This is a genomic window from Streptomyces sp. NPDC087310, assembly GCF_044744405.1.
Taxonomy (GTDB): Bacteria; Actinomycetota; Actinomycetes; order Streptomycetales; family Streptomycetaceae; genus Streptomyces.
In genome coordinates, this window is the sequence record NZ_JBIUYF010000009.1 from 404,262 (window position 1) to 429,119 (window position 24,858).

Here is a 24,858-nt window from a genome sequence, read left to right on the forward strand (position 1 = left end):
ATGAACGGACGGACGACCGTACGGATGACCACGGTGGCCGAGCTCGCCAACGTATCGCAGAGCTCCGTCTCCAAGGTGCTCAACGGCCGGCCCGGCCTCTCCCCCGAACTGCGGCGACGGGTCATGGACGCCGTCGCGGCGACCGGCTACCAGTGGCATCGCCGCGTGCCGCGCCACGGGTCGGTGGAGGTGGTCTTCGGCAATGTGGGCAGCGCCCTCAACGCGCCGCTCCTGCGCGGGTTCTCCGCCGTGCTCCGAGCGGCCGGCCGGCCGCTCACCGTCAGCCATGCCGACGGTGACCCCGACTGGCTGGAACAACTGCTCGCCCACCGGCCGGCCGGCGCCGTATGCGTCCTGTCCCCCGTGCCGCCCGACGTCCGCCGACGGCTGGCCGAGACCCGTCTGCCCACGGTCATCCTCGACACGATCGGCGACGCTCCCCCGGAGATGCACGCCGTCGGGGCCACCCAGTGGCGCGGCGGGGCGCTGGCGGCCCAGCACCTCACCGCTCTCGGCCACGAGAGGATCGCGCTCATCACCGGACCACTGGACCTGGTCTGCTGTCGCGCGCGCTTCGGCGGATACCTCTCGGCCCTGCGCGAGGCGGACATCCGCCCGGACCGCGCGCTGATCCGTTCCGTACGCTTCCAGGCGGAACCGGCCCGGCGCGCGGCCCACGCCCTGCTGGACAACTGCCGCACCCCGACCTCTTTCGTGACCGGCAACGACCTCCAGGCCCTGGGCGTGATCGAGGCGTGCGCCGAGCGCGGACTACGGGTCCCGGAGGACATCTCGGTGGTCGGCTTCGACGACATCGACGCCGCGCGGTCCTCGGCCCCCGCGCTGACCACCGTGCGCCAGCCCTTCGAGGCGATGGCCGCGGAGAGCATCCGAGTCCTGGGCGCCGTCACCGACGACCCGCCGCCGGCTCCCGTACGACTCGACATGTCGGTGGACCTCGTCGTCCGGAAGTCGACCGCTCCGGCCGCCGGGGGCGACGCCTGAACCATCGGGCCGCCGTTGTCGGTCACCGGGGTTCGGACGGCGGGGTGAGACGGGTGTGCAGAGAGCGGGCGATTCCGTCCACCAGGTCAGCGGCCACCCGTTGCCGTTCGGGCCGCCCGAGCAGTTCGAACACACGCGGTCCGCGCAGATCCTGAGACAGGTCCGCACCACGCGGCACCACGTGGAAGTGCACATGTGCGAAGCCCTCGAGCTCGGCGAACTGCGCCACGTAGGTCTTGACGCAGCCCGTCACGTCGCGCAGCGCACGGGACAACCGCACCTGCCACGTTCCCAGCGTCGCCGCCTCGGCGTCGGTGAGTTCATGAACCGCTGTGACATGACGGCGAGGCAGCAGAACCAGCCAGCCGGGCAGTGCGGTGTCAAAGGCATGAGCCACACGCCAGTGCCGGTCCAGAACGATCCGTTCGCTGAGCGGCAACTCTTCAAGACGGGCTTCCTGGCCGCAGGTGTAGCAGTCCGGGGACGTCATGACCGGATCGTAAGGCCATGGAGCCGTTCACGGGACACACATCGATCAGGAATCGAGAAGCGCCGGTTCCCCGGCACGGTTAGCGTCAGCAGCACCTCACACCGTTCACGACCAGGAAGGTGACCATGATGGGCGCGGACGCCGGCGCGAAAGGCAAGAGGAGCACGGACGGCTTCTCCGAGGAAGAGCGCGCTGCCATGAAGGAGCGCGCCACGGAGCTGAGGAAGGAGGCGAACCGTGGTCGCGGCAACAAGGCGGCCACCCAGGAACTCGACGTGCTGGCGAAGATCGCGGAGATGGAGGCTCCGGACCGGGCAGTGGCCGAACGTATCCACGCCATCGTCACCACCCACGCCCCGGAGCTGTCGCCGAAGCTGTGGTACGGGCAGCCGGCCTACGCCAGGAAGGGAAAGGTCGTGTGTTTCTTCCACAGCGGGCACGTCGACAAGGAGCGTTACTCGACCTTCGGTTTCACCACCGAAGCGCGTCTCGACGACGGAAACGGCCTGTGGCCCACGTCCTACGCCGTGACCGAGTTGAGCGACCGGGCCGAGGAGGCGATCACCAGCCTCGTCAGGAAGGCCATGCGCTGACCGCGCGCCGCGTACCGGCCCCTGCCGCGGCCCTCCGCCGAACGGCGCCATCGGCATCCGACGCCTGTGTGTCGGAGCGCGCCGCATGCCAACGGCCCCTACGTTCTGCGTTGTAGCCCCTGACTCCTTCCGGAAGGCACCGTCATGAACCGTTCCCTGCGCAGACCCGCCCTGGCCGCCCTCACCGTGCTGGTCGCCGGGGCCCTGGCCTCCGTGTCCGCCCCGGCGTTCGCCGCGGGTCCCGGGGACACGAACGTCTACATCATCGGCAGCAACGTGCAGTACGCCGGGGACGACAACTTCAACGCGGGCCGCGACAACACCGTCGGCTCCAACGACGGCACCGCGCCCCCGGCGACCGCCCTGGGCACCGTCCTCTTCGACTCCGCCGACCTGGCCGTCGACTTCTAGACCCGGCCGCCGCACCGCCGGGGGCCCGGCCTGTGAGGGTACGGCCACGCGCCGACCGCCAGGCCGCCCCCGGCACACCGCGGGACGACCCGCCGCCGACGAAGGCCAAACCAAGGCCAAGGTCAAGGTCAAGGTCAACTGGGCGTGGGATGCCGGGTGTTCAGGACTCGGGCGTTCAGGGTGAGGTGCCCTTCTTCGCGTCGTGCAGGGCCTTGAGGCGCCGGGCGAGTTCGGCCTGCTTTCGGGCCGCCCGTACCTCCTTCGGGTAGAGGGACTCGATCTCGGCCGTGGTCCTGCCGAAGTGGCGCCAGTACGTCTCGCCGACCCGGGCGATCTCCCCCGTCGCGCTCAGCAGATGGGTGTAGAGGATGTCCTTCGCCAGGTGCCGGGCACGCTCGACACTGGTCAGGTCGAACACGACCAGTTCGCCCGGCGCCCGGACGACGAGGTCGGGCGTGAGGTCACCGATCAGCCGGAGCTTGCCGCCCTCGCCGCGGAACAGCGGGGTCAGCTCCCGCTCGTACGGCATCAGGCCCGGGGTCCGCTTCACATAGGTCTCGATCGGCAGGTCCAGGAGCTCGGCCGGGAGCTTCGCGAAGGAGCGCAGGCTGGTCTCGCTGACGAGTTCCAGTCCGCTGAACGCGAAGCGCTCCTTGACCAGGCGGCTGAAGATGGTGTGCAGCTTGGTGCCCTTCACGCTGTTCGGGAGGGTCGCGCTCCCGGGGGCCTCGCCGAGCTCCGCGAGGGCCGCGCCGACGAGCTCCTCCAGGGCCTCCACGGTCAGCACGGCCTTTCCTGCCGCGCCGGCCCCGGTGGCGCCGGACTTCGCGGGTTGCTTGAGGAGTTCGTCGAGCCGCTTCAGCCACGCGTCGATCTCGGCATCGGAGAAGAGGGCGGTGCCGCCCTTGACCGCCTGGACGACCTCGCCGTGCGCGATCGCGACGGTGCCCTTCACCTTCGGGCCCGAGGCGAGGATGTCGTCACCACCGCTCATCATCAGCACGACGTTGTTGTCGGTGACGAAGGCGCGCTGCTCCGTGAGGAGGAAGCGGACCATGTCCCTGAGGGTGAGCCCGATGCGGTCGAGCACCGCCACCCCGATCCGGTTGAAGGCGGCGACGACCCGGACGGCGCTCCGGCCCAGCTTGGGCAGCGCGCGGACCGCCTCGGGCAGGGTCATGACGGCCACCACCAGTTGCCCCAGGAAGCGGCCCGCGTCGAAGAACTCCAGTTGCTCAAGGCGTTCCCAGAAGGTGTCGCGGAGTTGCCGCAGCCCTTCCTGCCCGGTGATCAGCGGGTTCTGGACGGCGGTGACGACCGCCGTCCAGAACTGGTGGCGCTCCTGGGCGAGCCGTTCGGAGAACACGGAGCCGGCGAGCATGCCGATGATCTCCAGGACGTCGGTGACGCTCTCGCCCGCTCCCCACAGCACACCGCTGAACACGGCCGCGCCGTCCGCCAGGTTGGGCTCCCAGTTGGCGAAGATGTACGACCAGGGCACGTGTCGTTCCTTGAGGTAGGCACGGAACTCGCGGACGCGGACCAGGGCCAGGGTCTCGCCGAGCCGGCCGAGCTTGCGCAACTCCTCGAAGCAGGCCATGACTTCGTCGTCGTCGAGGTCGCGCAGGTACGCCTTGAGGGTGACCGCCGCCACCGAGCCCGGAGCCTGGGTGAGGTGGTGCAGGACATCGGCGATGCGGGCTGCCGCGGCGCGTGGGTCACCGGGCCTGCGGCCGACGACGGTGATCTCGCGGAGTGTGGTGAGGTCTCTGGTGTACGCGAGGATGCCGGCCGGGACGGTGGCGGTGTTCCAGGTGAGTACGCGTAGCCCGGTGTCCTGGCGGCGCCCGTCGGCACCGACCCGGTGCACGGCGTAGCCCGCGCCGGGCACGGCGGCGGCCAGCAACCTGAACCGGTCGCGCGGGATCGGGTCGAGGTAGAAGGCGCCGTCGCCGATCCGGGCGGCGACGGTACGTTCCCGGTCGGCGCCGTCGCCGAGGGCGGGCACGAGCCGGATGCTCTGCTCGCCGACGACGAGGCTGTCCGCGGAGATCCGGCCGATCACCGCGTCGCGGTAGCCGTGGCCCATGCGGGCGCGCAGAGCCTCCAGGGCCTGCGGGGTCCATGCCCTGGGCGGCGCGGGAGTCGGCTCCGGGCGGGTGCCGGCGCCGCGGCCGAGGTCGCGACCGCCGTCGGCCGGGCCCGCGCCGGCGCCGATCCCGCCCGCCGGGCGTCCCGCGGCGACGGGGCCGCCGCCCTGGCCGGAGGCCCGTACGAGCGGCAGGGCGACCGGGCTGCCCCGGTCGTCGTAGCTGGGCACCGGATAGGCACCGACGGCCTGCTCGCCCGACGAGCTCCCCCGCCCGCCGGAACCGGAGGCGGGCCCGGTGAAGGTCTCCGACGCGTTCCGGCGGGCCTCGGCGGCACGGACGGCGTCGTCGAGGGCCTGCCGGACGGCGATGCCGAGCAGCCGGGCGGTGTCCGGGGAGAGCCCGACGGGCCTCGGGAGGCTCTCGGGCAGGTGGTACCGGCGAGGGTACGGGGTGCCCGCCCCGCCACCGCCGGGCCCGGTGCTCGCGGGCCGGTTCATCGGACCCTCCTGCCGCCGACGATCCGGTAGACGGCGCTGGTGTCGTCCGCGGTGACCTCGAAGACGAGGTCGGGGTGGCGGGCGCTGAGCCGGGCCAGGACCCCGGCGCGCGGGCCGCCGCCGAGGGCCGCCGCGCAGATCGAGCAGACCTCCTGGTCGACGCGGATGGACACGGTGTGGCCCCGCGCCGCCTCCCGCTCGGCCGGGGTGAGGGCGTTCAGGCGGGCGTCGAGCTGCTGGCCGAGGTCCTGTTCGGCGTGGCCGTGGGCCTGTGGCACGACCACGTTCTCCGGCGGCCGGATCCCGTGCGTGGGGTCGTACGAGCCGAGGGCGCGCGGCGAGCCGCCGGAGAAGCGCTCGCCTGCCAGGGCCGGGATGTCGGTGCGGGCGACGGCGACCGTGCCCTCGTACCCGGCGGCGGACTTGGCGGTCGGCGGCACGCTCTGCCGCCCGGCGCGGGGGTCACGGGTCTCGAAGCCGCCGCGCTCGCGCGTGCCGGGTTCGCGCAGCCCCTCCTGTTCCAGGCGGCGCCGCTCGGCCTCGACGGCGGCGCGCGCCTCGCGCAGGTCGGACCGGAGCCGTTCCTGGAGGGCGGGGTCGCTGGGCCGGTCGGGCTGGAACGGGCGCCGGGGGCCACCCCACCGCTCGTCCAGGTACTCCTTGGCGACCGGGTCGCCGGCCTCGCGGGCCCGCAGTTGGGCCTCGCTCGCGTTCTCGTACCAGGCCCGGTCGAGGCCCGCCTCCGGGTCCTTCAGAGCCGCCTGCTCAAGCTGTTCCCGGCTCTGCCAGCGGGCGGCGGGGCCGGGGCGCGGGCGCGCCGCGGCACCTTCGGCCTCGGGTGCGGTGCCGGCCGGTTCGGGCCCAGCGTGCGGGCCCGCGCCCGCCCGGGGCGCGGGGCCGAGCTCCTGCGCGGCCTCGTCCACGCGTTCGGTCAGGGCGGTGGTCCAAGCGCGCGCCTCCGGTGGGGCTACGGTCCGGCCGAGGGTCTGCTCCATGCGCTCACGGGTGAGGGCCATGGCCTCCGCCCAGCGCTGGGCCGACACGCCTTCCTCGCGCAGGAGTTGGGTGAGGAGGGCGGCGCGCACGAGGGTCGGCGCGGCGCGTTTGAGGAGGGCACGCAGGACGGGAACGACGGTGAACTCGGCGACGATGCCGACCACGGCCGCGTACTCCATCCGGCGCACATAGGTGTCGATGCCGCTCCACCGCCCGTCCTGGAAGGCGACGGAGACGACGTCGTGGGCGAAGGTCTCCAGGCCGGCGGTGGCGGCGCCGCCGACGGCGCCGGTGATGAGCTTGGTGGTGAGCCAGGAGGTGACCCGGCCGCGCAGGGTGGCGGTGCCGATGCGGCCGCCGGCCCAGCCGCCCAGTCCGGCGCCGACGCGGAAGCCCACGGCGCCGAGATAGCCGTCGATAGCGGCCATGACGAAGCCGCCGAGGCTCGCCTCCTCCTGGCCGAGCAGCACCTTCAGGAGATAGGCCGCCTCGGAGAGGCCGATGCCGATGCCGACCGCTGTTCCGCCGCCGCCGAGTTCGACGAGCAGGGCGACGATACCGGCCTCCAAGGCGATGCCGATTCCGCCGACGACGAGCACGGCGAGGTTGATGGTCCGGAAGACCTCGCCGTGGCGGCCGAGGCGCCACTGCACCAGCCGGGCCTCGAACTCGCCGACGCCCTCGACGAGCGGTCCGGCGGCCGTGCCCCAGGGCTCGACGCCGCCCAGCGCCCGCGAGACGATCTCGAACTTGATGTCGTAGGACGCGAGTCCGCTGTGTTCGGCGGGGATGACCTCCAGCAGCCGGATGCCGTACTCGACCTGGATCTTCTCGAAGTCGTCGGCGGTGACATGCGCGGCGCGAGCTGCCCGCTCGATGACCTCGTTGGCGAACTCCCCTTCGCTGTAGTCACGTTGCTCCCGTCCGGCGAGGAGGTCGGCGACCAGCTTCTGCCGCTGGGCGAGGAGTTCGGCCCGCAGGGCCTCGGCCTTGCCCGGTTTGGGGCGCATCGCCTCGGCCCGCTTGGTGTAGATCGGGTCGGCGTCGCCGAGGAGGCCGCCCACGGGGACGGTGGCCGTGGGGTCGTGGAGGAGCTGGATCTCGCCCTGCCCGGGGCCGCCCGCGGTGTAGGCGTTGGCGGTGGTGGCGCGGCGCTCCTCGGTGAGGGCGGCGCGCAGTGCTCCTACGCGTGGGTGGCGGGCGTACGGGGTGGCCTCGCACTGCTGAAGCAGCCCCAGGCGCAGGGCGAACCGGCCGGTGGTGTCGGCCGCGTCGAAGAACTCGCCGAGTTTTCCCTCCTGTTCGAGGACGGCGAGGACATGGCCGAAGAGGCTGCCGAAGCGGCCGCGGGCGTGCGGGGCCGCCTCGTCGAGGACGCGGTCGAGGAGGTCGCCGAAGCGGGCGTCGCCGAAGCGCGCGACCAGGGCGGCGGCCATCTGCCGGGCGACGGGGCGGAAGATCGCGGCGCCGAGGCGTTCGGGTGCGAGGTCGAGGTCGGCGCGGCAGTAGAGGACCCGGACGCCCGCTTCGCCGGGCGGCCAGGTGGTCTGCCGCCGGACGGCCTCGGGCAGTCCGGGCAGGTGGGTGTCGTCGGCGACGAAGAGCCGGGCGGCGGGTTCGTGGCGCGGGCTGCCGCTGCCGGCCTGCCGGTCGAAGAGGAGGAACAGGGCCTCGTGCCGGGTGTCCTCGTCGGCGCCGGCGAGGGTGGAGGCGGGGCGCAGCACGGCGGGCTGGGTCCAGACGGTGACGGTGTCCTCGGCGAACTCCTCGGCGTAACGGCTCCAGGGGACGCCGACGGCCCGGGCGAAGACCTCGGGGTCGACGCAGAAGCCGACCTCGCGCACGGTCATGGTGAGGGACAGTCCGGGGCCTGGCACGGCGACGTCGGTGAGGTCGACGCGCGGCAGTTGCATGAAGGCGAACAGGACATGGCCGGGCGGCACACCGCGGACACGCGGGGCGAGGGTGCCGTCCTCGTCGGCCTCGACGAGCCGGTGCAGTGCCTCTTCGGAGCCGGTGAGCACCCAGGCGGGTTCGGTGCGCCGACCCTGTTCGGAGCGGGCGCCGGCGGCGGCCCTGGCCAGGATCTCCTGGCCGAGTTCGTCGGGGACGTAGGGCCGGTCGACGCGGACGAGCCAGACGTCGACGGGGCGGCTGGTGCCGGTGAGGGCGGTGTAGAGCACGGCCTGCGGGAAGGGCGTGTGCAGCACCTCCTCGACGTACCCGAGGAACCGTTCGACGGGGATCCCGGCGCGGCCGGTGCGCACCACGGTCCAAGGGGATTCGGCGCGGCCTCGGACCGGCACCTGTGCGGGCCGGCCGCCGTCCGCGTACGAGGGGAGGCCGTAGCCGGGGCCCGCGTCCCGGGCCGGGTCGTACGGCTCGCGGGCCTCCGCCGCCGCACCCGGTGAGGCCAAGGGGCGCTGTCCGCGCGCGAGTTCGCGGTCGGCGGCGGCGAGCCGGGCGGTGACCAGTGCGGTGAGGCGGCGGGTCAGCGCGGCCAGTTCGGCGGGGCCCGGGTCGCCGGTGAGGCGGATCCTCACCGGCACCCGGACGTGGATCTCCCTGGTCTCCACGACGGTCCGGCCCCGGACTACTCGGTGACCAGGACCAGCACGTGCATGCCGGATCCGACCAGCTCGCCGTTGTCCGCCCACATGCCGAGGTCGAAGCTGTGCAGGCTGCCGACCTCGGCGTCCGGGGGCAGTTGGACGATCACCTCGGAGTCGATCTGGTCGGCGCGGTCCTCTTCGAAACGGAACCGGGTGCCGAGCTCCCTCGGCATGCCCTCGGTGCGCAGTTCGAAGGTGGGCGGATCGGTGGCGGGCCTGATCTCGACGGGGCCCCCGGAGGTGATCAGGTTGAGTCCGCTTCCACCGTTCACGCCGGTCTCGAACGCCTCGACGCCCTCCTGGCTCACGAGGACGGACTCGGTGGTGGGGTCGAACCGCTCGATCCCGGGGTTCACGTGAGTGGCGCTGACCAGGTACTCGTGGTGACTGCTGCTGGTTGGCGGGTAGGTGGTGTAGGTGACCCTCTGCGGGGCGGACGCGACGGCCTTCTGGACCTTGATGATCTGGATGTTGCGCTGACCCTGGTGCTGGTCGCCGTTGGAGGCGACGGGCTGGTTGATGTCGACGGGTCTGCCCTCGGGGTCGGCGACGAACTCGTCGCTCTGGAAGCAGTTGGCGATGATGCACGCGTGACCGCCGTTGGTCTTCGCCAGGTCGGTATCGCTGGGGACCCACACCGGATCGGTGTCACAGGTGAACACGGTCGAGCCGCCGGCCGGGACGTCGGCCAGCCCGGAGACGAAGGTGTGGAACGCACCCGGCGGTTTCATGTCGCCGATGCCGGGGATGAAGAACCATGCCTCGACCATGACGGACTTCATCACCTGCGCACCCTTGTTGCTGACCCGGACCTTGATGTGAGTCGGCTGGTCGACGGTGGCGATGTCGACGCCCGGGTCGAGCCGGATGCTGTTGTTGGAGTACCAGACGGGCTTGTCGCTCGTCCAGGGGCGTTGGGTGCCGTCGTCGGTTCCCGGCTGCTCCGGCGTGTTCAGGCCGAAGTCCATGGAGATGAAGAGGTTTCCGGTCATGAGGGGGTCCCTTCAGTCGGCGATGTAGGTGAGCTGGATGCTGGTGATGTCGATGCTGTCGCCGTCGACGGCACCGGAGAGCGTCGCCGTGACGAAGTAGCGGAAGGCCGTCATCTCGACCTTGTCCTTGCCCGGGGTGATGGCGACGGGGTCGCCGAAGGTACCGGTGGCCGCGATCTGGGCGAGGGGTTCGCGGCTGCTGGTGCCGGTGAGCGGGGAACGGAAGAGAGTGATGGCGAGGCTTCCGGCGCCGGAGTTCTGGCCGGTGGCACGGAAGTTGACCAGTCTGGCGCCGTCGGGTGGGGCGACATTCAGGAGCCCGGTGACGTCGGAGTCGCTCGTGGTGCGGCGGACCGCGACGCCGTAACGGTTCAGGCCCCAGGCCGTGCTGGGCGGGAGGGCGACGAAGACGGGGGCGAGGGAGAGCAGGCGCGGCACGGCGGGGTGCTGGCCGGCCGCCTTGATGCCGGTGTCGATATCGCCGACGACCGTGGACAGTTCCTCCAGGTCCTTCTGGATGGCGTCGAAGCGGACGTTGAAACCGTTCTGTCCGCCGGCCGCGACCCGGTCGCGGTTGTCCACCCAGGCGAGGTGTTTGAAGGTGGGGACGAAACTGATGTCGGTCATGGACTGCCTCCGGTGAGGGTGCGGGTGACGACCTCGACGCCCAGGGGGCGCAGGCCGGCGAGGAGGTTCACGACAAGCGCGTGGGTGGCGGGGGTCAGGGTGTGGCCGGCGAGTTCGTCGCGCAGCCGTACGGTCATCTGGTACGGACCGGACTTGTCGCCGATGCGGTAGGCGGCCTGCACCCAGGCGGGGCCGGGGCGTTCACCCCGTACCGACGTCTCGCCTGGGCCGGTGGTCACGAGCGAGGCAGCGCCGTCTCCGGTGGACCAGACGAGCACGCCGGCGGCGCCGACCTCGGCGGCGGTGGGGACGACGGCCAGGGTCGTGGTGGCGCCGGTCTCCAGGACGCCGTCGGAGAGGTGCGGGGCGGTGACCCGTACGGGGTCCTGGGCGGCCTGGGAGACGACCACGGTGGTGCCGGCGACCCGGACGTGGGTGAAGCCGGCCCGGTGGGCGAGCGCCGCGAGCGGCCCGGCTGCCAGGTCCGGGTGGGCGAGGCGCAGTTCCCTGCCTTCCGTGGCGAGCGCGCTCGCTCCCGCGCCGAGGTCCCGGCGGACGGCGAGCTTGGCGGCGCCAGCGGGCAGGAGGGCGATCAGCCGGTCGAGGTGTTCGAAGGTCTCGCGGCGCATCACGTGGTTGCCGGGCTCGGCCCCGTAGTCGACGTGGACGGGGTCGTCGTGCCGGACGAGGAAGACGGGGTGCTGGGCGTCGCCGGGGGGTTCGGGGGGTGGCGGGTCGGGGTCGGGGGTGCCGTCGGAGCCGATCGCGTGGCCGTCGGCGACGGTGACGGGCTGGACGGTGATCTCGCGGGAGGCCGTGAGGGTGAGGCCGCCGAGGCGGAGTTCGGCGGCGACGACGAGCCGGCCGGCGGCGGTGCCGGTGAGGGTGGCGGTGGGGCCTTCGGCGGTCGTGGACGCGGGCGTGCCGGGGGGTGCGCCGGCCGGCGGGGCGAACTGGGCGCGTCCGGCCCCGCAGGGCACCGTGGACCAGCGGACGAGGGAGTCGGACGGCGGTGGAGTGGGCAGAGCGGTGAGGATGAGGGTGCCGCCGACGGGGAGGACGCCGGTGCCGAGGTCGATGCCGAGGAGGTCGCCGGGGGCGCACTCGGCGTGCACGAGTCCGTCCTGGCGGTGGGTGACGAGGTCGAAGCCGACCCGGTGGGCGAGGGCGGCGAGCCGGCCGGCGTCGGTGGCCGGGTGGCTGAGGAGGACGGCGCGGCCGGTGGCGCGGGCGTCGGCGGCGTGCGGGTCGTAGCCGGCGCGGACCCGGACGCGGCCGGTGAGCAGGGGGGCGAGCCGGCCGAGGGCGGCGGCGACGCCCGGCTGGACCTTACGGGGGTCGGCGTCAGGTCCGGCGGGCGGGTCGGTGTCGGCGTGGGCGGGGTCGAGGGTGACGAGGAGGTCGGGGTGGAAGGGGTCGTCGGCGTCGGGCGGAGTCAGGTCGATGCCGAGGACGCCGACGGTGCCGCGGATGTCGATGCTGCGGCCGGCGAGGACGGTGGTGGGGACGATCCGCAAGGGCAGCAGGCCGCGGCGGAGTTCGGCGTCGGTGTCCTCGACGACGAACGGGTTCTCCTTGCCGTCGACGGGTCCCACGGCGTCGTTGAGGGCGGCTTCGAGTCCGGCCGGGGTGGGCAGGGTCCAGCGGCGAGCGACGGTGAGCCGGCGTTTGTAGGCGTCGTCGGTCTCTCCCGGGGAGCGGACGACGCCGAGTCCGGCACCGATGTGGTCCAGTTGGACACCTCCCGCGTGTTCGACGCCGCGCACGCCGAGGGTGCGGGCGATCTGGCCGCGCAGGTGGTCGCGTTCCCAGCCGACGGCCCACAGCAGGCGGGCCATGGTGCCGAGCAGCACGGTGATCCGCCAGTAGTCCTCCTGCGGTCCGGCGAGGCCGGTGGATTGAATGCCTGTCAGGAGGCCCGTGGGGGTGGGCAGCGGGACGGAGGTGCCGGCGGCGAGGCCGTCGGGCAGCGGGACGTCGAAGGTGTCGCCGCCGGTGACGGTGAGGGTGACGGTGGTGGCTTCGGTCTCCTGCCGGGCCTGGAGGATGTAGAGAGGTTCCGGGAGGCTGCCGAACTGGGCGAGGTGCAGGTCGAAGGTGTACGCGTCGATGCCTGTGCCCCGTACGGTGAGGTGGAGCTGGTCGGAGCCGCGGGCGAAGGGCACGGTGAGCCGGGCCGCCATGTCGGCGACGGCGAGGCGGGGCCGTTCGGGCGCGGCGGTCGGGTCGGGCTCGGCGGCCGGGTCGGTGGCGGTGGTCGGGTCGGTGGCGGTGGTCACGGGTTGGCCACCTCGATGCTGCTGAGGGCGGGGTCGGTGGCGAAGACGGCCATCTCGGTGGGGCCCATGGCGAGGCTCTCGCCGACGGCGGCCTCGACGGTGGCGAGCTGGTAGGGCACCCCGCCGAAGCCGAAGCGGCCGAACGCGGGCGGGCAGCGCCGCAGATGGAGCCGGCGGACGTCCTGGACGCCGGGCTGATCGACGACGGCGCACATCACCCGGGCGTACAGCACGTCGTCGCCGAGTCGGAGCCGGCCGATCTCGGCGGCGAGCCGGGCCCGGATGCGGTCGATGACGGGGCCGCTGTCGAAGCCGTGGATGAGGACGATCTCGGCGCGGACGGCGATGTCGATGTGGTCGGCCTCGACGACGTTGACGTGGATGCCGATGGGCCGGACCCGGTCGACCTCCTGGGCGACGAGGTCGTGGACGCCGGTCACGGGCGCGCCGCCGGGGCCGGTCCGGCTGTCCCAGGGGCGCAGGCCGCGGTGGGCGACGGCGACCTCGGCGAAGTAGGGCTCGCCGATGCGGCGGTCCTCGGTGAAGGTGCGGCCGCCGAAGTCGAAGCTGCCGAAGTACGCCTGGGAGACGTCGAGGCCGCCGTACGGGTCGGAGACCCGGGCGTCGATGACGTCGGGCACGCGCAGCGCGGCCTGCCGGACGGCGTCCGGGGTCCACAGGGCGTACGGCAGGGCGATGAGCCGGGCCCGGTAGGCGTCGTCGTCCTCGGCCACGAGTTCGGTGAGGGGGCCGGCGTTGCCGACGATGAGGGTGGCGGGCGCCCAGTCGGCGAGGTACTGGGCGTGGTCGTCGGGGTGGACGTCGTTCACGGCGGCCGCGGGCACATCGGCGTCGCCCGGTTCGAGGGCGAGGACCCGTACGGTACGGGACGGGGTACCGGCGGCGAGTTCGACGGGGGCTGTGGTGGCGAAGGCCCGGACGTCGGGCCCGGTGGTCAGCAGGATCGTCCCCTGGGGCACCACGTAGGTGCGGCCGGGGACGCCGCCACCGAGGGTGAGGGTGACGTCGCCGCCAAGGCGGCCGCCCTGCCGGGGCAGTCCTGCGTCGTCACCGAGCAGGTCGAGGGAGGCGCCGGTGGCGGTGGCGGGGAACTGCGCGTAGTACAGGTCCTCCAGCGCCTTCCACAGCTCGGCGTCCTCCTGGGCGCCGACCTCCAGGAGTTTGCCGAGCGGGCTGGTGGGCGACAGGTCGAGGTTCTGCCCGAGGGCGGCCAGGGTGCGGGTCCTGCTCTCGGCGAGGATCACGTCGAAGCCCTTGAGGACGAAGCCTTCGTCGGTGACACCGAACGTCATGGTTCACACCTCCACGTCGGCGGTGAGAGCGGTGGTGCGGCCGTCGACGGCCTCGACGAGGACGCGCACGGACAGCACCCGGGGGCGGGATGCGCCGGGCTTGTCGGGCGCTTCCTCGGTGAAGGCGACATCGACGACCTCGTGGACGCGCGGGTCGGCGGCGAGGGTGCGGACGATCTCCAGGCTCAGCAGGTCCTTGAGGGCGCTCTTCCCGCCGGGGTGCCCGAAGGCCGCGCCGGCGCTCAGCCCGTACCGGTGGTCGCAGCGGTCGGTGCCGTACGGGGTGAGCAGCCGCAGGGTGAGGGCCTGGACGAGGTTGGCGAGGCCGTGCACCTCGACGAGGCCGGTGCCGTCGACGACGAGATCGCCGTCGTCGAGGAGCAGGCTGTATCCGAGGGGTTCCGGGGCGTTCATGACGGTCGGTGCGCTCCTTCGGTCCTTCAGTCGGTGCTCAGCCGGGTCTGGCCGGCGGAGGCGACCTGCCAGGCCACGGGGAGGACGGGGCTGGCCTGGGTGGTGCCCTCGGCGGTGTCGAGGGCGACGGGGGTGCCGTGGACGGAGAGCAGCCGGCTGGCGCCGGTGCTGACCGCCGTGATCTTCACGCAGGGCAGTTGGCTCTTGCTGGCGTCGATGTTCTTGCAGTCGGGGACGGTGGCGGTGAGCAGGTCGCTGACGAGGAGGACGGGGTTCCCGTCGACGGTCAGGGCGTGCTGGGAGGCGGTGACGCGGAAGGTGCCCTGGTGCTTGCAGCGGATCACGGCGGCGGTGGTGAGGACGAAGGGCATCACTTCACCTCCACGGAGGGGCCGTCGAGGGAGAGGCTCACGGCCCCGTTGGTGAGACTGATCCTGCTTCCCGTCGTGCTCACGGTGACCGCTCCGGTGGTGTCGATGGCGATGGTGGTGCCGGTGTGGTGCTCGATGGTGAGGGTGTCGTCGCCCGGCGGGGTGGGCCGGACGCCGACCTGCGGGAGGGCTTTGGTGCCGACGCCGACGCGGAGGCCGCGGGCCTGGACGATCCGGCCGCCCTTGGCGTCGGTGAGGTCGTTGACGCCGGGGCCGAAGGGCCGGCCGTCCGGGCCGAGTCCGGTGGGCAGGGCGAGCCAGTGGTCGCCGGGTTCCGGCGAGGGGGCGCGGGCGCCGGGGGTGCGCGGCCAGAGGTAGCCGACGACGACGGCGTCGTTGACGAGGCCGCGGTTGTGCGCGAGCAGGGCGCGCATGCCGGGGTAGACGGGGGTCATCAGGCCGCAGGGGCCGAAGGCGAAGGGCGCGGCGACGGGTTTGTCGAGGAGGGGGACATCGTCCTCCACTCCCCCGTGCACGCTGGGCATGCTCATGGCGGGCGGCGGGTCCTGCCCGTACGCGAGGGAGACCTGGTGACCGGCTGCCCTGTACGCGGTGACCTGGCCGACGTCGACGGCCGGGCGGGCGAGGCGCTGCCGTTCGGCGCCGGCCTCCATCCGGTCGACACAGGAACGGACGCCGTCGCTGACCTCGACGTACTCACCCGCTGCCGCGGCGGCGAGCTTGACCTCGCACACGTAACCGGTACGGACACCGAAGCGGTGCACGACCCGGGTGATGCGCAGCGGGCCGTCGGGGACGTGGTCGACGTTGTTCACGGTGGCGACCTGGCCGGCCCGCAGGCCGGGGTGGCCGAGGACGACGAGGTCCATGCTGGTGCGGTTGGGCGGGCGTTCCTCGCCGGGGGCGACGACGATGCTCTCCTCGCCCTGCGCGTCACCGTACGAGACGAGGTTGACGGCCGGGTCGAAGGCGACGGGCGCGGGGTCGTCGGAGCCGACGACGGGGCCGACCAGGACCCGCTTCCCGCGGATGACGACGGGGGCGGGAACGGTGGCGGCGAGGTCGCGGAGCGCGCCGAGCGCGGTGGGGTTGCGCACGGTGTAGTCCTGGAGGTCGGCGAGGAGCACGGAGCCCTCGGCGAGAGTGAGTCCGGCGGCCTTGACGACCTTCTCGGCGAACTCCGTGGCGTGGCAGGAGCTGGCCCGGTGGGCGGCGGCCCGGGTCATGCGCAGGGCGTAGCCGCCGGTGTCCTGGCCGGTGAGCCGAGCCCGGTTCAGGCCGTCCTCGCCGACCCAGGAGGCGAGTTTGACGACCCGGCCTTCCATGACGGGTTCGCGGCCGAGGCCCGGGTCGTCGAAGTAGCCGAGTTTGACGGTGACTTTGAGGGCCTGGTCGGCGAGCTTGCCGCGGAGCATCTCGACGGCGTCGCCGGGCGGGTTGACGAGGACGATCTCGAAAGTGCTCGCGAGGGCGCCCTCGTGCATGGTGACGGTGATGTCGGCGTCGAGGATGAGCGAGCCGCCGAAGATGTCGTTGGAGACGTCGAGGGGCAGTCCGGCGATGCCGAGGAGGGAGCCGGCGGTGGCGGCGACGGCCCCGAGCGGTCCGCCGCCGGCGGGCTTGTCCTCGTCGACGGTGACGCTGTAGCGGATGGCGAAGCTCATCGGGCGGACACCCCCGCGCGGATCCGGGAGCCGTAGCTGCCGGTGCCGTTGAGGTTGCGGACGTCGACGACGGCCTCCTTGAAGACGATGCTGAGGTCGCCGGCCGGGCAGGGCAGGTCGCGTACGGCCTTGCGGCGCAGCAGCGGGACGAGGGCGGCGGGTCCCTCGCGGTGGACGGCGACGACGAGGAACGGCCCGGTGCCGAGCAGGTCGAGGAGGCCGCCACGGGCCACGGTGTCCTCGGTGGCGTTGACGTACAGCTCGATCCGGTGGACGCGGTCGCCGAAGCGCAGCCGGAAGGACTGCGGAAAGCCCTCGTCCGCGTCGACGGGCAGGCTCGCTTGCACGGGGCCTCCTCTCGGATGGTCGAGGGTCAGGGTGTCCTGGGGCTCAGCCCAGGGGCGGGCCCGGGGCCCGGGGTACGGCGCCGGGCGCGGGTACGGAGGGGACGGGGGCGCTGCCCGCGGCGAGGGCCAGGTCGGCGGCCTCGCCGAGCAGCGCCGTCAGGCTCGCCCGCGGTACGTGCTGGAGCGTCAGCGACACGTCGAACGCGTCGCGTTTCTGCACGCTCTGCGCGAAGCGCAGGTCGGTGATCTGCATGTCGAGGCTGAGCGTGAGCCCGCACACGACGGGGATGCCGCCGGCCGCGAGGGCCGGCCCGGCCGCCGAGAGCAGGGCGCGCGAGGTGAGCGCCAGGACCTCCAGGGCCTTCTTGACGGCGAGCCGGTCCGGGCCGAGCAGCAGCGCCTCGATGGCGATCGTCTTCGTGGACGGCTGGGTGGCCTGGGCGAACCGGCTGCCCAGGATCCGCTCGACGCGGTAGCCCTCGCTGAGGGTGAGGCTCTGCACGTACAGCAGCGGGATCGCGCCGACCAGCACCTTGTCCGTCACGGTTCACCCCCGGCTGCCGAGTTCGCTGTCGAGCGCGTCGAAGACGTGGTCGGCGATCCGCCGCAGGTGGTGGTCCTGGAGGGTGCCGACGACCTCCACCTCCACGGGGAAGTGGTAGTGGACGGCGGTGCCGCCGCCCGCGTGGTGGGTGACGACGGCCTCGCTGCCCGGCGCGGGCAGGACGTACTCGCCCTCGTGGACGAGCGCGATGCCGGTCCGCTCGACCCGGGCCGCGCCGGCGCCGGCGTCACCCGCGTCGCCGCCGGGCTCGTCCGAGGCGGCCACGCTCACTGCTCCACACCGACGTTGAGCGCCATGCAGGTGAAGGTGGCCTGCGGGACGCCGTCGACGGTGACATTGCTCGGCTGGGCGGCGCTGACCACGCAGCGGCCGAACTTGAGCGAGGAGAACGCCCAGTCGATGCCCTTCTTCTCGGCGACGGCGATGGCGAACTCGCCGCCTGTGACCGCGAGTTCGGTCAGCTCGGCGACGGCGGAGGCGATCGCGGGGACGGTCAGTGTGAAGGTGAAGGTGAAGGGCTGGCGGACATAGCCGACGCCGTCGGCCTCCAGGCTGTGGATGACCGTGTGCGGGACGTTGAACGACGGGGAGAAGTTGGTGATCGGCGTGATGGTCCGGCCACCGAGTTTCACTTCCAGCCGGGTGTTCCAGTCGGGCATGGGGCGGCTCCTTACTCGAATGACTCGGACTACTCGAAGTTCAAGGCGATGTTGATGCGGTGGATCGCCCCGGCGTAGACGACCTTCACCATGGCCTCGGCGGCCCGCTCGGTCCGGGCCTTGAGGATCAGCCCTTCCTCGACGGGGCTGGGCTGTGGCTTGTCGAGCAGGACGAGGATGGGGACGACGATCTCGTAGCTGTCGATGACCTCGGCCCGCCGCAGGGGTTCGAGGACGGTCTCCATCTCGGCGACGAGACCGCGCAGCCCGGAGCGGCTGATCCGCAGGTTGCCGATGGAGGCGATGAGCTGGGCCTTGAGCCGGAAGGTGATGTCGTCGACGGTGCGGACCATGTCGATGTACTTCTTGGCGCCGGGCCCGTGGTCGCCGGTGTAGCCCTCTCCGAGGTAGACACCCGCACCGGGGATCAGCGGCGGATCGACCAGCCAGTTGACGCCGAAGCCTCCCGGGCCGCCGCTGTCCTTGCCCTCGCTTCCGTTGATCTTGAGGATGTCCGCGGCGCTGAAGGCCCCGGAGCTCACCTTGACCTTCTTCAGAAGCAGGGAGACATGGGGCTCGTAGCCGGCGATCGTGCCGGCCACGGCGGCGGCGACGTCCTCGTCGCTCTTGTGCGCCATGTACACCATGCGGTCGGTGACGAGGGTGCCGGAGACCACGGCCGGGTCGGCGTCGCCCTTGCGGAGCATGGCGATGCCCATCCGTTCCAGGCCGTCGCCGGCGGGCGCGGAGACGTGTTCGGCGAGCCTGACGATCGCCGGGGTGGGTACGGCCGTGACCCCGGCGGCCGCGGTGTTGACGAGCGGGGTGTCGGCGAGCGCGACGAGCTGGACGTCGAGCGTGGCCACTTCGGCGAAGGCGGCGTCGAGGGACGCGGAGGTGGCGTCGGTGAGGCGCACGGCCCACACCTCGCTGGGCCCCGGCTCCTGGACGAGCGCGGTCGCCACGGCGTCGCCCAGGGGTCCGGTGGCGATCCTGCGGGCGACGCCGGTGTCGACGATCAGGGTGGGCACATTGGGCTGGACGAAGTCGTCGGGTGGGGTGGCGGGCGGATCCACGAGGCCGAGGATGGCGATGTTGCCGTAGGCGCGAGTGGCGGGGGCGAACGGGACGCCCCCGGTCTTGACGCGGACGTAGCGGACGGGATCGGTGGGCATGGGACGTGCGTCCTTCCGGCAGCGGGAGGGTGTGGGGCGCGGTGTGCGGCGCCGGGAACCGCGGCCGAGGGGCCGGGGCTTCGGGTGGTGGGCCGGGGGTTCAGGCGAGGAAGAGCGCCGCGATGCCGGCGGCGCCGAGCAGGGTCTCGATCTCTGCCTGACCGAGCCCCTGTTGCGGGGGCGGCGGCCTGGGCGACGGTACCGGGAAGGCGACGGCCAGCGCGTACGGAGCGACGCGCACCCCGAACGGCCCTGGCGCGAGCGGCCGGTCGCGCGCCGCGGCGGCGACGCGGCGGGCCGTCCGTACCGCTCCGGCGACGTCGTCCATCGCCCCGATCACAACGGCGGTGTCCAGGCCGACGGTACGGCGGTTGGCCGGGTCGGCCGGGTCGAAGACAGGCGGCCGGCGCAGCCTGACCTCGGTGCGCAGGTACTCGCCCGAGTCGCGCAGGTCCTCGACGGTGTGAAGGCCGTGGCTCGCCATGAAGGCGTCGAGGTCCAGGAATCGGAACTGCGCGCGGAACTCGTCGAGCGTGGTGTAGTCGTCGACCGCCTTCACCACGAGCGAGTCGAGCCCGCCGGGGTCGGTCTCGGCGACCAGGTCGACCTCCACCTCGGCGAGCACGTCGATCCACACCGGTTCCGCCGTCTCGCCCGCCCAGCCGAAGTCGGCGCGGGTGATCGAGGGAACGACCTGGCTCCAGTAGCCCTGGCGGGAGTCGGGCGGGAAGAGCGGGGACTGGGGGGTGACGGAGCCGACCCTGAGGTCCGTCACGGAATCGACGCGCTCGTACTCCAGCTCATGGGTCATCTCGACGAGGAGCCGGGCCCGGGGGGTGAGCAGTTGCGCGAGGCCGGCCTTGTCGGTGAGCCGGGCCATGGCCCGGTCCTGGATGACACCCATGCTGCGCGTCCTTCGGCTCGCGTCCACTCGCACCACGGCGCACCGGATTGCTCGTCGGCGCAGCATTTCCGATGTATAGCTAAAAATAGTCATATATAACGGACAACACTCGGGCAAGAGCTCCTGCGCCGGGCGGAGTAAGAACCTCACCCTTCGGACGACAGGATTTCAACCTGCGACCCGTTGCCCCCCAGGCGTGCGGGTCCCCCGAATATCTACACATAAGGGGTGAGCGGAGCGCGGGTCACCACGTCGTCAGGTCGACCGCGTAGGCGCAGTGGGGATCGGAAGGGTCTGTCATCCAGCGTTCCTCCTCTCCGATGAGTGCGGGCAGGGCAGCCAGAAGGGCGGTCAGCGCGCCGGTGAGCTGCACGTCGGCCGCGATCAGGGCGTCGGTCCGATCGGTGGCGAGGTAGAGCCGCATACGGTCCTGTCCGGTGCGGAGGAATCCGCACAGGGCAGGGTCCGGTGGGGTTTCGACGAACGGCCGGGCCAGCGCGCGCAGCACGCGCAGCGCCCGGTCCGTATCGGTCGGGGGAGCCGGCGCGAGGGTGGCGGTGTCCACCGTGATCAGGGGGATGTTCATCACGGACGCGTCGGTGCGGGGGCGGGCGCCGGATACGAGCGCGCGTGTCCAGCCCAGCAGCAGTGGGGCGGTGAGCGGCTCGTCGTCCTCGTCCGACAGCGGGATCTCATAGGCGGTCAGCTCCCCCGGGACCGTGGCGTCGGCAGCTCCGGTGACGATCCGGACCGCGTCCGGTGTCGGGAGGATGCCGCGCACGAAAACGCCCCCGGTCAGGGGCACCGCGCTGTAGTCGAGGAGGAAGCGTGTGAGGTACGCCTGCTGCTCGGTCTTCTCCTCGTGGGGGCCCTTCACTCGTTGATCCAGTTCGGGCATTTGTTCATGCCCTTGCAGTAGGCCGTGATGACGCCGATCTTCTTCCCCTTGCCCGCATCGTATTCACCGTCGGCCGTACGACGGGTGTACTGCACGATGACGACGATGTTGACCAGCTTGGTCTGGCTCGCCGACGTCGGCGTCCCCGCACACGTCCTCCGCAACATCGACGCCGCTGGACCCCCGTGATCCCCAACCGGCCCTCAACCGGCCCCCAACCGGCCCCCAGGAAACACCGAAAGGCGGCACCGGATTTCTCCGATACCGCCTACGACCTGCGAAAACACAAGTCGGGACGACAGGATTTGAACCTGCGACCCCTTGACCCCCAGTCAAGTGCGCTACCAAGCTGCGCCACGTCCCGGCGTCCTGCCTCCCGGGGAAGATCCCCCGGCGGCTGGCCACGCAGAGAACATTACCCCACTCCGCGCTACGGAAAGACGCGGCCCGTCCGCGCGACAATCGGTACATGAAGGAAGAGCGGCGGGATCGTGACAGCGAGGGGCGGGCGCGCAGTGCGCGGCCGCGGGACGGGTTGGGGCGGCCGTTGGCGTACGGGGCTGCTGGGGTGGAGCGGCAGCCGGAGGGGGTGGTGCGTACGCCCGCGGAGACCCTTCGGGAGGCGCAGCGGCTGCTGGACGCGGGGATGCCGTTCCATGCGCACGAGGTGTTCGAGGACGCGTGGAAGTCCGGTCCTGAGGCGGAGCGGTCGCTGTGGCGGGGGATGGCCCAGCTCGCGGTCGGGCTGACGCATGCCGCCCGGGGCAATACGGCGGGCGGGGCGCGGCTGCTGTTGCGTGGGGCGGGGGTGATCGACGCCTATCCGGACCGTTCTCCGCACGGCATCGACGTGGCCGGGCTGACGGCGTGGGCCTCGGAGCTGGCGGCGCGGGTCGCTGACGGGCCGGTGGACGCCGCCCGTGAGGCGCCCCGGCTGACCTGACCCGGCCCACCGGTCCCCCGCCGTGGTCGTGGTCAGTCGGTGAGCAGGACGACTTCGAGTCTCCGGGGGCCGTGTACGCCCTCGACCCGGTCGAGTTCGATGTCGCTGGTGGCGGACGGGCCGGAGATCCAGGTGAGCGGGCGGGTCGGGTCCAGGCGCGGCATCGCCTGGGGTACGGAGCCGACCACCTGGTCCTGGGTGCGGACGACGCAGATGTGGTGATCGGGTACGAGGGTGATCCTGCGGCGGCCCTGGTCCGGCGCCGCGTCGAGGACGAGCGTGCCGGTCTCGGCGATGGCCAGGGCGCAGCCGGTGACGACGCTGTCGACCGTGTCGAGGGCGCCCGCGCTCGCGCCGGGGTCGTCCGGTACCCGGGTCACCGTCTCCGGTGTCGCGGAGAGCCAGGTCTCCGGGAGCAGCGGGGGGACGAGGACGGTACGGGCGCCCCGTTCGGCCAGGAGGCGGGCGACGAGGGCGGGGAGCCCGGCGGTGTCGGTGCGGTGGACCAGGGCGCGGTAGTCGGCGAGGTTCTCGGCGAGCAGGTCGACGATCCGGCTGCCCGGGGTGTGCGTGTCGAGGTAGTCGCGGGGGGCCTCCGGGGCGTCGGGGGCATCGGCGACGGCGCTGCGGATTCGGGCGAGGATCCGCTCACGCGAACCGGAAGCGGTGCTGGTCATGTCCCGTTGTCCTTACGGTTGTTGTTCTCGCCGCCGGCCTTGCCGGTGTTGTCGGCGCCGTTCTCGCGGTGGTGCTTCCACCAGTCGCGGAACGACTCGGCCGGCATCTTCGGCAGGTCCCGCGCGTCCGTCCAGGCCCCCGCGCCCGGCGGCTTGGCGGGGTGCAGCGCCCGGGTCCTGGACGCGACGCGCTCCCCCGCCGCCAGGACGCGGGGGTGGTCGAAGACCCAGCCCGCCGCCTTCATCGCCGCCTTCTCCAGCCGGTGCCCCTTGCCCCCCTGGTCCGCGACCCGTTCGCGGAGGTGGACCAGGACCTCGGGGATGTCGATGGCCACGGGGCACACTTCGTAACACGCCCCGCAGAGCGAGGAGGCGTACGGCAGCGAGGCGTCGATCTCGCTCTCCGTGCCCCGGAGTTGAGGGCTGAGGATGGCGCCGATCGGACCGGGGTAGACCGAGCCGTACGCGTGTCCGCCGGCCCGTTCGTACACCGGGCAGACGTTGAGGCAGGCCGAGCAGCGGATGCAGCGCAGCGCCTGCCGGCCGACCTCGTCGGCCAGGGTGTCCGTGCGGCCGTTGTCGAGCAGGACCAGGTGGAAGGTGCTCGGGCCGTCGGTGTCATGGGTGCCCGTCCACATGCTCGTGTACGGGTTCATCCGCTCGGCGGTCGAGGAGCGCGGCAGCGTCTGGAGGAAGACCTCCAGGTCCCGCCAGCTCGGCACCACCTTCTCGATGCCCACCACGGAGATCAGTGTCTCGGGGAGCGTCAGGCACATCCGTCCGTTGCCCTCGGACTCGAAGACCACGAGCGTGCCGGTCTCGGCGACCATGAAGTTGGCGCCGGAGACGCCGACCTTGGCGCGCAGGAACTTCTCGCGCAGGTGCAGCCTCGCCGCCTCGGCGAGTTCGGCGGGGGTGTCGGAGAGGCCGTCGGGGGCGGCCTTGCCCCAGTCGGCCATCCGGTCGCGGAAGATGTCGCGGATCTCGCCGCGGTTGCGGTGGATCGCCGGGACCAGGATGTGGGAGGGCCGGTCGTCGCCGAGCTGCACGATGAGTTCGGCGAGGTCGGTCTCGTACGCGGAGATGCCCTCGGCGGCGAGCGCCTCGTTGAGTCCGATCTCCTGGGTGGCCATCGACTTGACCTTGACGACCTCCGTCTCGCCGGTGGCCTTGACCAGGTCCGCGACGATCCGGTTCGCCTCGTCGGCGTCGGCGGCCCAGTGGACGGTGCCGCCCGCCGCCGTGACGGACTCCTCCAACTGGACCAGGTAGCGGTCGAGATGGCGCAGCGTGTGGTCCTTGATCCGTTTGCCCGCCTCCCTGAGCCGGTCCCAGTCGGCCAGCTCCGCCACGGCCACCGCGCGCTTGTCGCGGATGGTGTGGGTGGCGTGGCGCAGGTTGCCGCGCAGTGTCTCGTTGGCGACGGCTTCCTTGGCGGCCACCGGGAAGGCCGGCATCCCCAGATACGTACCGCTCATGACCAGGGCTCCTCTTCGGTCGACGCCAGGATCTCCGCGAGATGCACGGATCGCAGCGGGGCGGCCTCGCGGCTCGCGATGCCGTCGATGTGCATCAGACAGGAATTGTCGGCGCCGCACAGCACCTCGGCTCCGGTGGAGACGGCGTGCTGGACCTTGTCCTGGCCCATCGCGGCGGAAACATCGGAGTTCTTCACGGCGAAGGTGCCGCCGAAGCCGCAGCACTCCATCGCGCCCGGCAGCTCTCTCAGCTCCAGCCCGCGCACCGCTTCGAGCAGGGTGCGGGGGCGCTCGCCGAGGCCCAGCAGACGCACTCCGTGACAGGAGGGGTGGTAGGTGACGGTGTGGGGGAAGTACGCCCCGACATCGGTCACGCCGACCACGTCGACCAGGAACTCGGTCAGCTCGTAGGTGCGCGCCGCCAGGGACGCCGCCGCCTCGTCGCCGATCTTCGGGTAGTGGTGGCGGACCATCGCCGCGCAGGAACCGGACGGGGTGACCACATAGTCGTACCCCTCGAAGGCCCTGGTCATCCGCCGTACCAGCGGCTCCGTCTCACGCCGGTAGCCCGTGTTGAACTGCGGCTGGCCGCAGCAGGTCTGCGCCTCGGGGAAGTCGACGTCGACACCGAGGCGTTCGAGGAGGCGTACGGTCGCGATCCCGGTGGACGGGTACACGGCGTCATTGACGCAGGTGACGAAGAGGGCGGCGCGCATGGGCGGAGCATATGTCGGCTCCGGTTCCGCACGGTAGTCCCCCGCGCCGGGTGATGGGTTCTCAGACATCCTATGAATGTGTCCGCTCTCGTGGTGCTGTCCCCTGCGGATCCGGCCG

Annotated in this window: 25 protein-coding genes and 1 tRNA gene; 4 read left to right on the forward strand and 22 right to left on the reverse strand. The window is 72.3% G+C overall.

What is annotated here, in order from left to right:
* Positions 1 to 1,005 (forward strand): LacI family DNA-binding transcriptional regulator, encoded by a 1,005-nt coding sequence (locus ACIO3P_RS32530; RefSeq protein WP_329826397.1) that lies wholly within the window; start codon positions 1 to 3, stop codon positions 1,003 to 1,005.
* 22 nt (positions 1,006 to 1,027) lie between these two features.
* Here ACIO3P_RS32530 and ACIO3P_RS32535 read toward each other — a convergent pair whose 3' ends face one another.
* A complete protein-coding gene (locus tag ACIO3P_RS32535; RefSeq protein ID WP_329826395.1) occupies positions 1,028 to 1,495 on the reverse strand; it encodes an HIT family protein in 468 nt (155 codons plus the stop codon).
* Positions 1,496 to 1,623: 128 nt separating this feature from the next.
* Between ACIO3P_RS32535 and ACIO3P_RS32540 the strand changes: the two genes are divergently transcribed.
* Entirely contained in the window at positions 1,624 to 2,088 is a 465-nt protein-coding gene (locus ACIO3P_RS32540) for a DUF1801 domain-containing protein (RefSeq protein ID WP_401850083.1), read from the forward strand.
* Between the two features lie 144 nt (positions 2,089 to 2,232).
* The gene (locus tag ACIO3P_RS32545) at positions 2,233 to 2,499 is read left to right on the forward strand and encodes a hypothetical protein (RefSeq protein ID WP_329826393.1); all 267 of its coding nucleotides are present in this window, start codon (positions 2,233 to 2,235) and stop codon (positions 2,497 to 2,499) included.
* A gap of 175 nt (positions 2,500 to 2,674) precedes the next feature.
* Here the strand turns inward: ACIO3P_RS32545 and ACIO3P_RS32550 are convergent, their stop codons facing one another.
* The 18 genes from ACIO3P_RS32550 to ACIO3P_RS32635 all read right to left on the reverse strand — a co-directional run bounded on the left by ACIO3P_RS32550 (position 2,675) and on the right by ACIO3P_RS32635 (position 21,290).
* Positions 2,675 to 5,089 (reverse strand): hypothetical protein, encoded by a 2,415-nt coding sequence (locus tag ACIO3P_RS32550; RefSeq protein WP_401850084.1) that lies wholly within the window; start codon positions 5,087 to 5,089, stop codon positions 2,675 to 2,677.
* Positions 5,086 to 8,661 (reverse strand): hypothetical protein, encoded by a 3,576-nt coding sequence (locus ACIO3P_RS32555; RefSeq protein WP_401850085.1) that lies wholly within the window; start codon positions 8,659 to 8,661, stop codon positions 5,086 to 5,088. Before ACIO3P_RS32555 ends, ACIO3P_RS32550 begins: the two co-directional genes overlap by 4 nt.
* Positions 8,662 to 8,678: 17 nt before the next feature.
* Entirely contained in the window at positions 8,679 to 9,689 is a 1,011-nt protein-coding gene (locus tag ACIO3P_RS32560; protein WP_401850086.1) for a hypothetical protein, read from the reverse strand.
* 12 nt (positions 9,690 to 9,701) lie between these two features.
* On the reverse strand, positions 9,702 to 10,316 hold the full coding sequence (locus tag ACIO3P_RS32565) for a hypothetical protein (RefSeq protein ID WP_329826389.1): 615 nt from the start codon (positions 10,314 to 10,316) through the stop codon (positions 9,702 to 9,704).
* Positions 10,313 to 12,595, reverse strand: a complete 2,283-nt coding sequence (locus ACIO3P_RS32570; RefSeq protein WP_401850088.1) for a hypothetical protein — start codon at positions 12,593 to 12,595, stop codon at positions 10,313 to 10,315. The genes ACIO3P_RS32565 and ACIO3P_RS32570 overlap by 4 nt, the downstream gene beginning before the upstream one ends.
* Positions 12,592 to 13,908: a baseplate J/gp47 family protein gene (locus tag ACIO3P_RS32575; RefSeq protein WP_401850089.1), complete on the reverse strand. Its 1,317-nt coding sequence runs from the start codon at positions 13,906 to 13,908 to the stop codon at positions 12,592 to 12,594. The genes ACIO3P_RS32570 and ACIO3P_RS32575 overlap by 4 nt, the downstream gene beginning before the upstream one ends.
* Positions 13,909 to 13,911: 3 nt before the next feature.
* Positions 13,912 to 14,322 (reverse strand): hypothetical protein, encoded by a 411-nt coding sequence (locus tag ACIO3P_RS32580; RefSeq protein ID WP_329826386.1) that lies wholly within the window; start codon positions 14,320 to 14,322, stop codon positions 13,912 to 13,914.
* 26 nt (positions 14,323 to 14,348) lie between these two features.
* The gene (locus tag ACIO3P_RS32585; protein WP_401786518.1) at positions 14,349 to 14,693 is read right to left on the reverse strand and encodes a hypothetical protein; all 345 of its coding nucleotides are present in this window, start codon (positions 14,691 to 14,693) and stop codon (positions 14,349 to 14,351) included.
* Positions 14,693 to 16,378 (reverse strand): hypothetical protein, encoded by a 1,686-nt coding sequence (locus tag ACIO3P_RS32590; protein ID WP_401850091.1) that lies wholly within the window; start codon positions 16,376 to 16,378, stop codon positions 14,693 to 14,695. The genes ACIO3P_RS32585 and ACIO3P_RS32590 overlap by 1 nt, the downstream gene beginning before the upstream one ends.
* Positions 16,375 to 16,725: a hypothetical protein gene (locus ACIO3P_RS32595; RefSeq protein ID WP_329826383.1), complete on the reverse strand. Its 351-nt coding sequence runs from the start codon at positions 16,723 to 16,725 to the stop codon at positions 16,375 to 16,377. Before ACIO3P_RS32595 ends, ACIO3P_RS32590 begins: the two co-directional genes overlap by 4 nt.
* Positions 16,726 to 16,768: 43 nt before the next feature.
* A complete protein-coding gene (locus tag ACIO3P_RS32600) occupies positions 16,769 to 17,269 on the reverse strand; it encodes a hypothetical protein (protein ID WP_329826382.1) in 501 nt (166 codons plus the stop codon).
* A gap of 3 nt (positions 17,270 to 17,272) precedes the next feature.
* Positions 17,273 to 17,554, reverse strand: a complete 282-nt coding sequence (locus ACIO3P_RS32605) for a hypothetical protein (protein ID WP_329826381.1) — start codon at positions 17,552 to 17,554, stop codon at positions 17,273 to 17,275.
* A gap of 2 nt (positions 17,555 to 17,556) precedes the next feature.
* Entirely contained in the window at positions 17,557 to 17,949 is a 393-nt protein-coding gene (locus ACIO3P_RS32610; protein ID WP_329826380.1) for a hypothetical protein, read from the reverse strand.
* Positions 17,950 to 17,978: 29 nt separating this feature from the next.
* Entirely contained in the window at positions 17,979 to 19,124 is a 1,146-nt protein-coding gene (locus ACIO3P_RS32615; protein ID WP_401850092.1) for a hypothetical protein, read from the reverse strand.
* Between the two features lie 100 nt (positions 19,125 to 19,224).
* Positions 19,225 to 20,028, reverse strand: a complete 804-nt coding sequence (locus ACIO3P_RS32620) for a hypothetical protein (protein WP_329826378.1) — start codon at positions 20,026 to 20,028, stop codon at positions 19,225 to 19,227.
* 244 nt (positions 20,029 to 20,272) lie between these two features.
* Positions 20,273 to 20,926: a hypothetical protein gene (locus ACIO3P_RS32625; protein WP_401850094.1), complete on the reverse strand. Its 654-nt coding sequence runs from the start codon at positions 20,924 to 20,926 to the stop codon at positions 20,273 to 20,275.
* Positions 20,902 to 21,093 (reverse strand): hypothetical protein, encoded by a 192-nt coding sequence (locus tag ACIO3P_RS32630; RefSeq protein WP_401850096.1) that lies wholly within the window; start codon positions 21,091 to 21,093, stop codon positions 20,902 to 20,904. Before ACIO3P_RS32630 ends, ACIO3P_RS32625 begins: the two co-directional genes overlap by 25 nt.
* Before the next feature lie 123 nt (positions 21,094 to 21,216).
* A tRNA-Pro gene (locus tag ACIO3P_RS32635) sits at positions 21,217 to 21,290 on the reverse strand.
* A gap of 105 nt (positions 21,291 to 21,395) precedes the next feature.
* Here ACIO3P_RS32635 and ACIO3P_RS32640 point away from each other — a divergent pair.
* Entirely contained in the window at positions 21,396 to 21,869 is a 474-nt protein-coding gene (locus ACIO3P_RS32640; RefSeq protein WP_329823775.1) for a DUF309 domain-containing protein, read from the forward strand.
* 32 nt (positions 21,870 to 21,901) lie between these two features.
* Here ACIO3P_RS32640 and ACIO3P_RS32645 read toward each other — a convergent pair whose 3' ends face one another.
* Genes ACIO3P_RS32645 through ACIO3P_RS32655 form a run of 3 tightly spaced genes read right to left on the reverse strand, consistent with a single transcriptional unit; the run spans position 21,902 to position 24,740 of the window.
* A complete protein-coding gene (locus tag ACIO3P_RS32645; RefSeq protein WP_329823776.1) occupies positions 21,902 to 22,546 on the reverse strand; it encodes a lactate utilization protein C in 645 nt (214 codons plus the stop codon).
* Positions 22,543 to 24,024 (reverse strand): LutB/LldF family L-lactate oxidation iron-sulfur protein, encoded by a 1,482-nt coding sequence (locus tag ACIO3P_RS32650; RefSeq protein WP_401850097.1) that lies wholly within the window; start codon positions 24,022 to 24,024, stop codon positions 22,543 to 22,545. The genes ACIO3P_RS32645 and ACIO3P_RS32650 overlap by 4 nt, the downstream gene beginning before the upstream one ends.
* On the reverse strand, positions 24,021 to 24,740 hold the full coding sequence (locus ACIO3P_RS32655) for a (Fe-S)-binding protein (RefSeq protein WP_329823778.1): 720 nt from the start codon (positions 24,738 to 24,740) through the stop codon (positions 24,021 to 24,023). Before ACIO3P_RS32655 ends, ACIO3P_RS32650 begins: the two co-directional genes overlap by 4 nt.
* Positions 24,741 to 24,858 lie beyond the last annotated feature (118 nt).

Coding starts and splice junctions, on each gene's coding strand:
- ACIO3P_RS32530 (WP_329826397.1), top strand. CDS start 1: ATGAACGGACGGACGACCGTACGGATGACCACGGTGGCCGAGCTCGCC.
- ACIO3P_RS32535 (WP_329826395.1), bottom strand. CDS start 1,495: ATGACGTCCCCGGACTGCTACACCTGCGGCCAGGAAGCCCGTCTTGAA.
- ACIO3P_RS32540 (WP_401850083.1), top strand. CDS start 1,624: ATGGGCGCGGACGCCGGCGCGAAAGGCAAGAGGAGCACGGACGGCTTC.
- ACIO3P_RS32545 (WP_329826393.1), top strand. CDS start 2,233: ATGAACCGTTCCCTGCGCAGACCCGCCCTGGCCGCCCTCACCGTGCTG.
- ACIO3P_RS32550 (WP_401850084.1), bottom strand. CDS start 5,089: ATGAACCGGCCCGCGAGCACCGGGCCCGGCGGTGGCGGGGCGGGCACC.
- ACIO3P_RS32560 (WP_401850086.1), bottom strand. CDS start 9,689: ATGACCGGAAACCTCTTCATCTCCATGGACTTCGGCCTGAACACGCCG.
- ACIO3P_RS32565 (WP_329826389.1), bottom strand. CDS start 10,316: ATGACCGACATCAGTTTCGTCCCCACCTTCAAACACCTCGCCTGGGTG.
- ACIO3P_RS32575 (WP_401850089.1), bottom strand. CDS start 13,908: ATGACGTTCGGTGTCACCGACGAAGGCTTCGTCCTCAAGGGCTTCGAC.
- ACIO3P_RS32580 (WP_329826386.1), bottom strand. CDS start 14,322: ATGAACGCCCCGGAACCCCTCGGATACAGCCTGCTCCTCGACGACGGC.
- ACIO3P_RS32585 (WP_401786518.1), bottom strand. CDS start 14,693: ATGCCCTTCGTCCTCACCACCGCCGCCGTGATCCGCTGCAAGCACCAG.
- ACIO3P_RS32590 (WP_401850091.1), bottom strand. CDS start 16,378: ATGAGCTTCGCCATCCGCTACAGCGTCACCGTCGACGAGGACAAGCCC.
- ACIO3P_RS32610 (WP_329826380.1), bottom strand. CDS start 17,949: ATGCCCGACTGGAACACCCGGCTGGAAGTGAAACTCGGTGGCCGGACC.
- ACIO3P_RS32615 (WP_401850092.1), bottom strand. CDS start 19,124: ATGCCCACCGATCCCGTCCGCTACGTCCGCGTCAAGACCGGGGGCGTC.
- ACIO3P_RS32620 (WP_329826378.1), bottom strand. CDS start 20,028: ATGGGTGTCATCCAGGACCGGGCCATGGCCCGGCTCACCGACAAGGCC.
- ACIO3P_RS32625 (WP_401850094.1), bottom strand. CDS start 20,926: ATGCCCGAACTGGATCAACGAGTGAAGGGCCCCCACGAGGAGAAGACC.
- ACIO3P_RS32630 (WP_401850096.1), bottom strand. CDS start 21,093: ATGTTGCGGAGGACGTGTGCGGGGACGCCGACGTCGGCGAGCCAGACC.
- ACIO3P_RS32640 (WP_329823775.1), top strand. CDS start 21,396: ATGAAGGAAGAGCGGCGGGATCGTGACAGCGAGGGGCGGGCGCGCAGT.
- ACIO3P_RS32645 (WP_329823776.1), bottom strand. CDS start 22,546: ATGACCAGCACCGCTTCCGGTTCGCGTGAGCGGATCCTCGCCCGAATC.
- ACIO3P_RS32650 (WP_401850097.1), bottom strand. CDS start 24,024: ATGAGCGGTACGTATCTGGGGATGCCGGCCTTCCCGGTGGCCGCCAAG.
- ACIO3P_RS32655 (WP_329823778.1), bottom strand. CDS start 24,740: ATGCGCGCCGCCCTCTTCGTCACCTGCGTCAATGACGCCGTGTACCCG.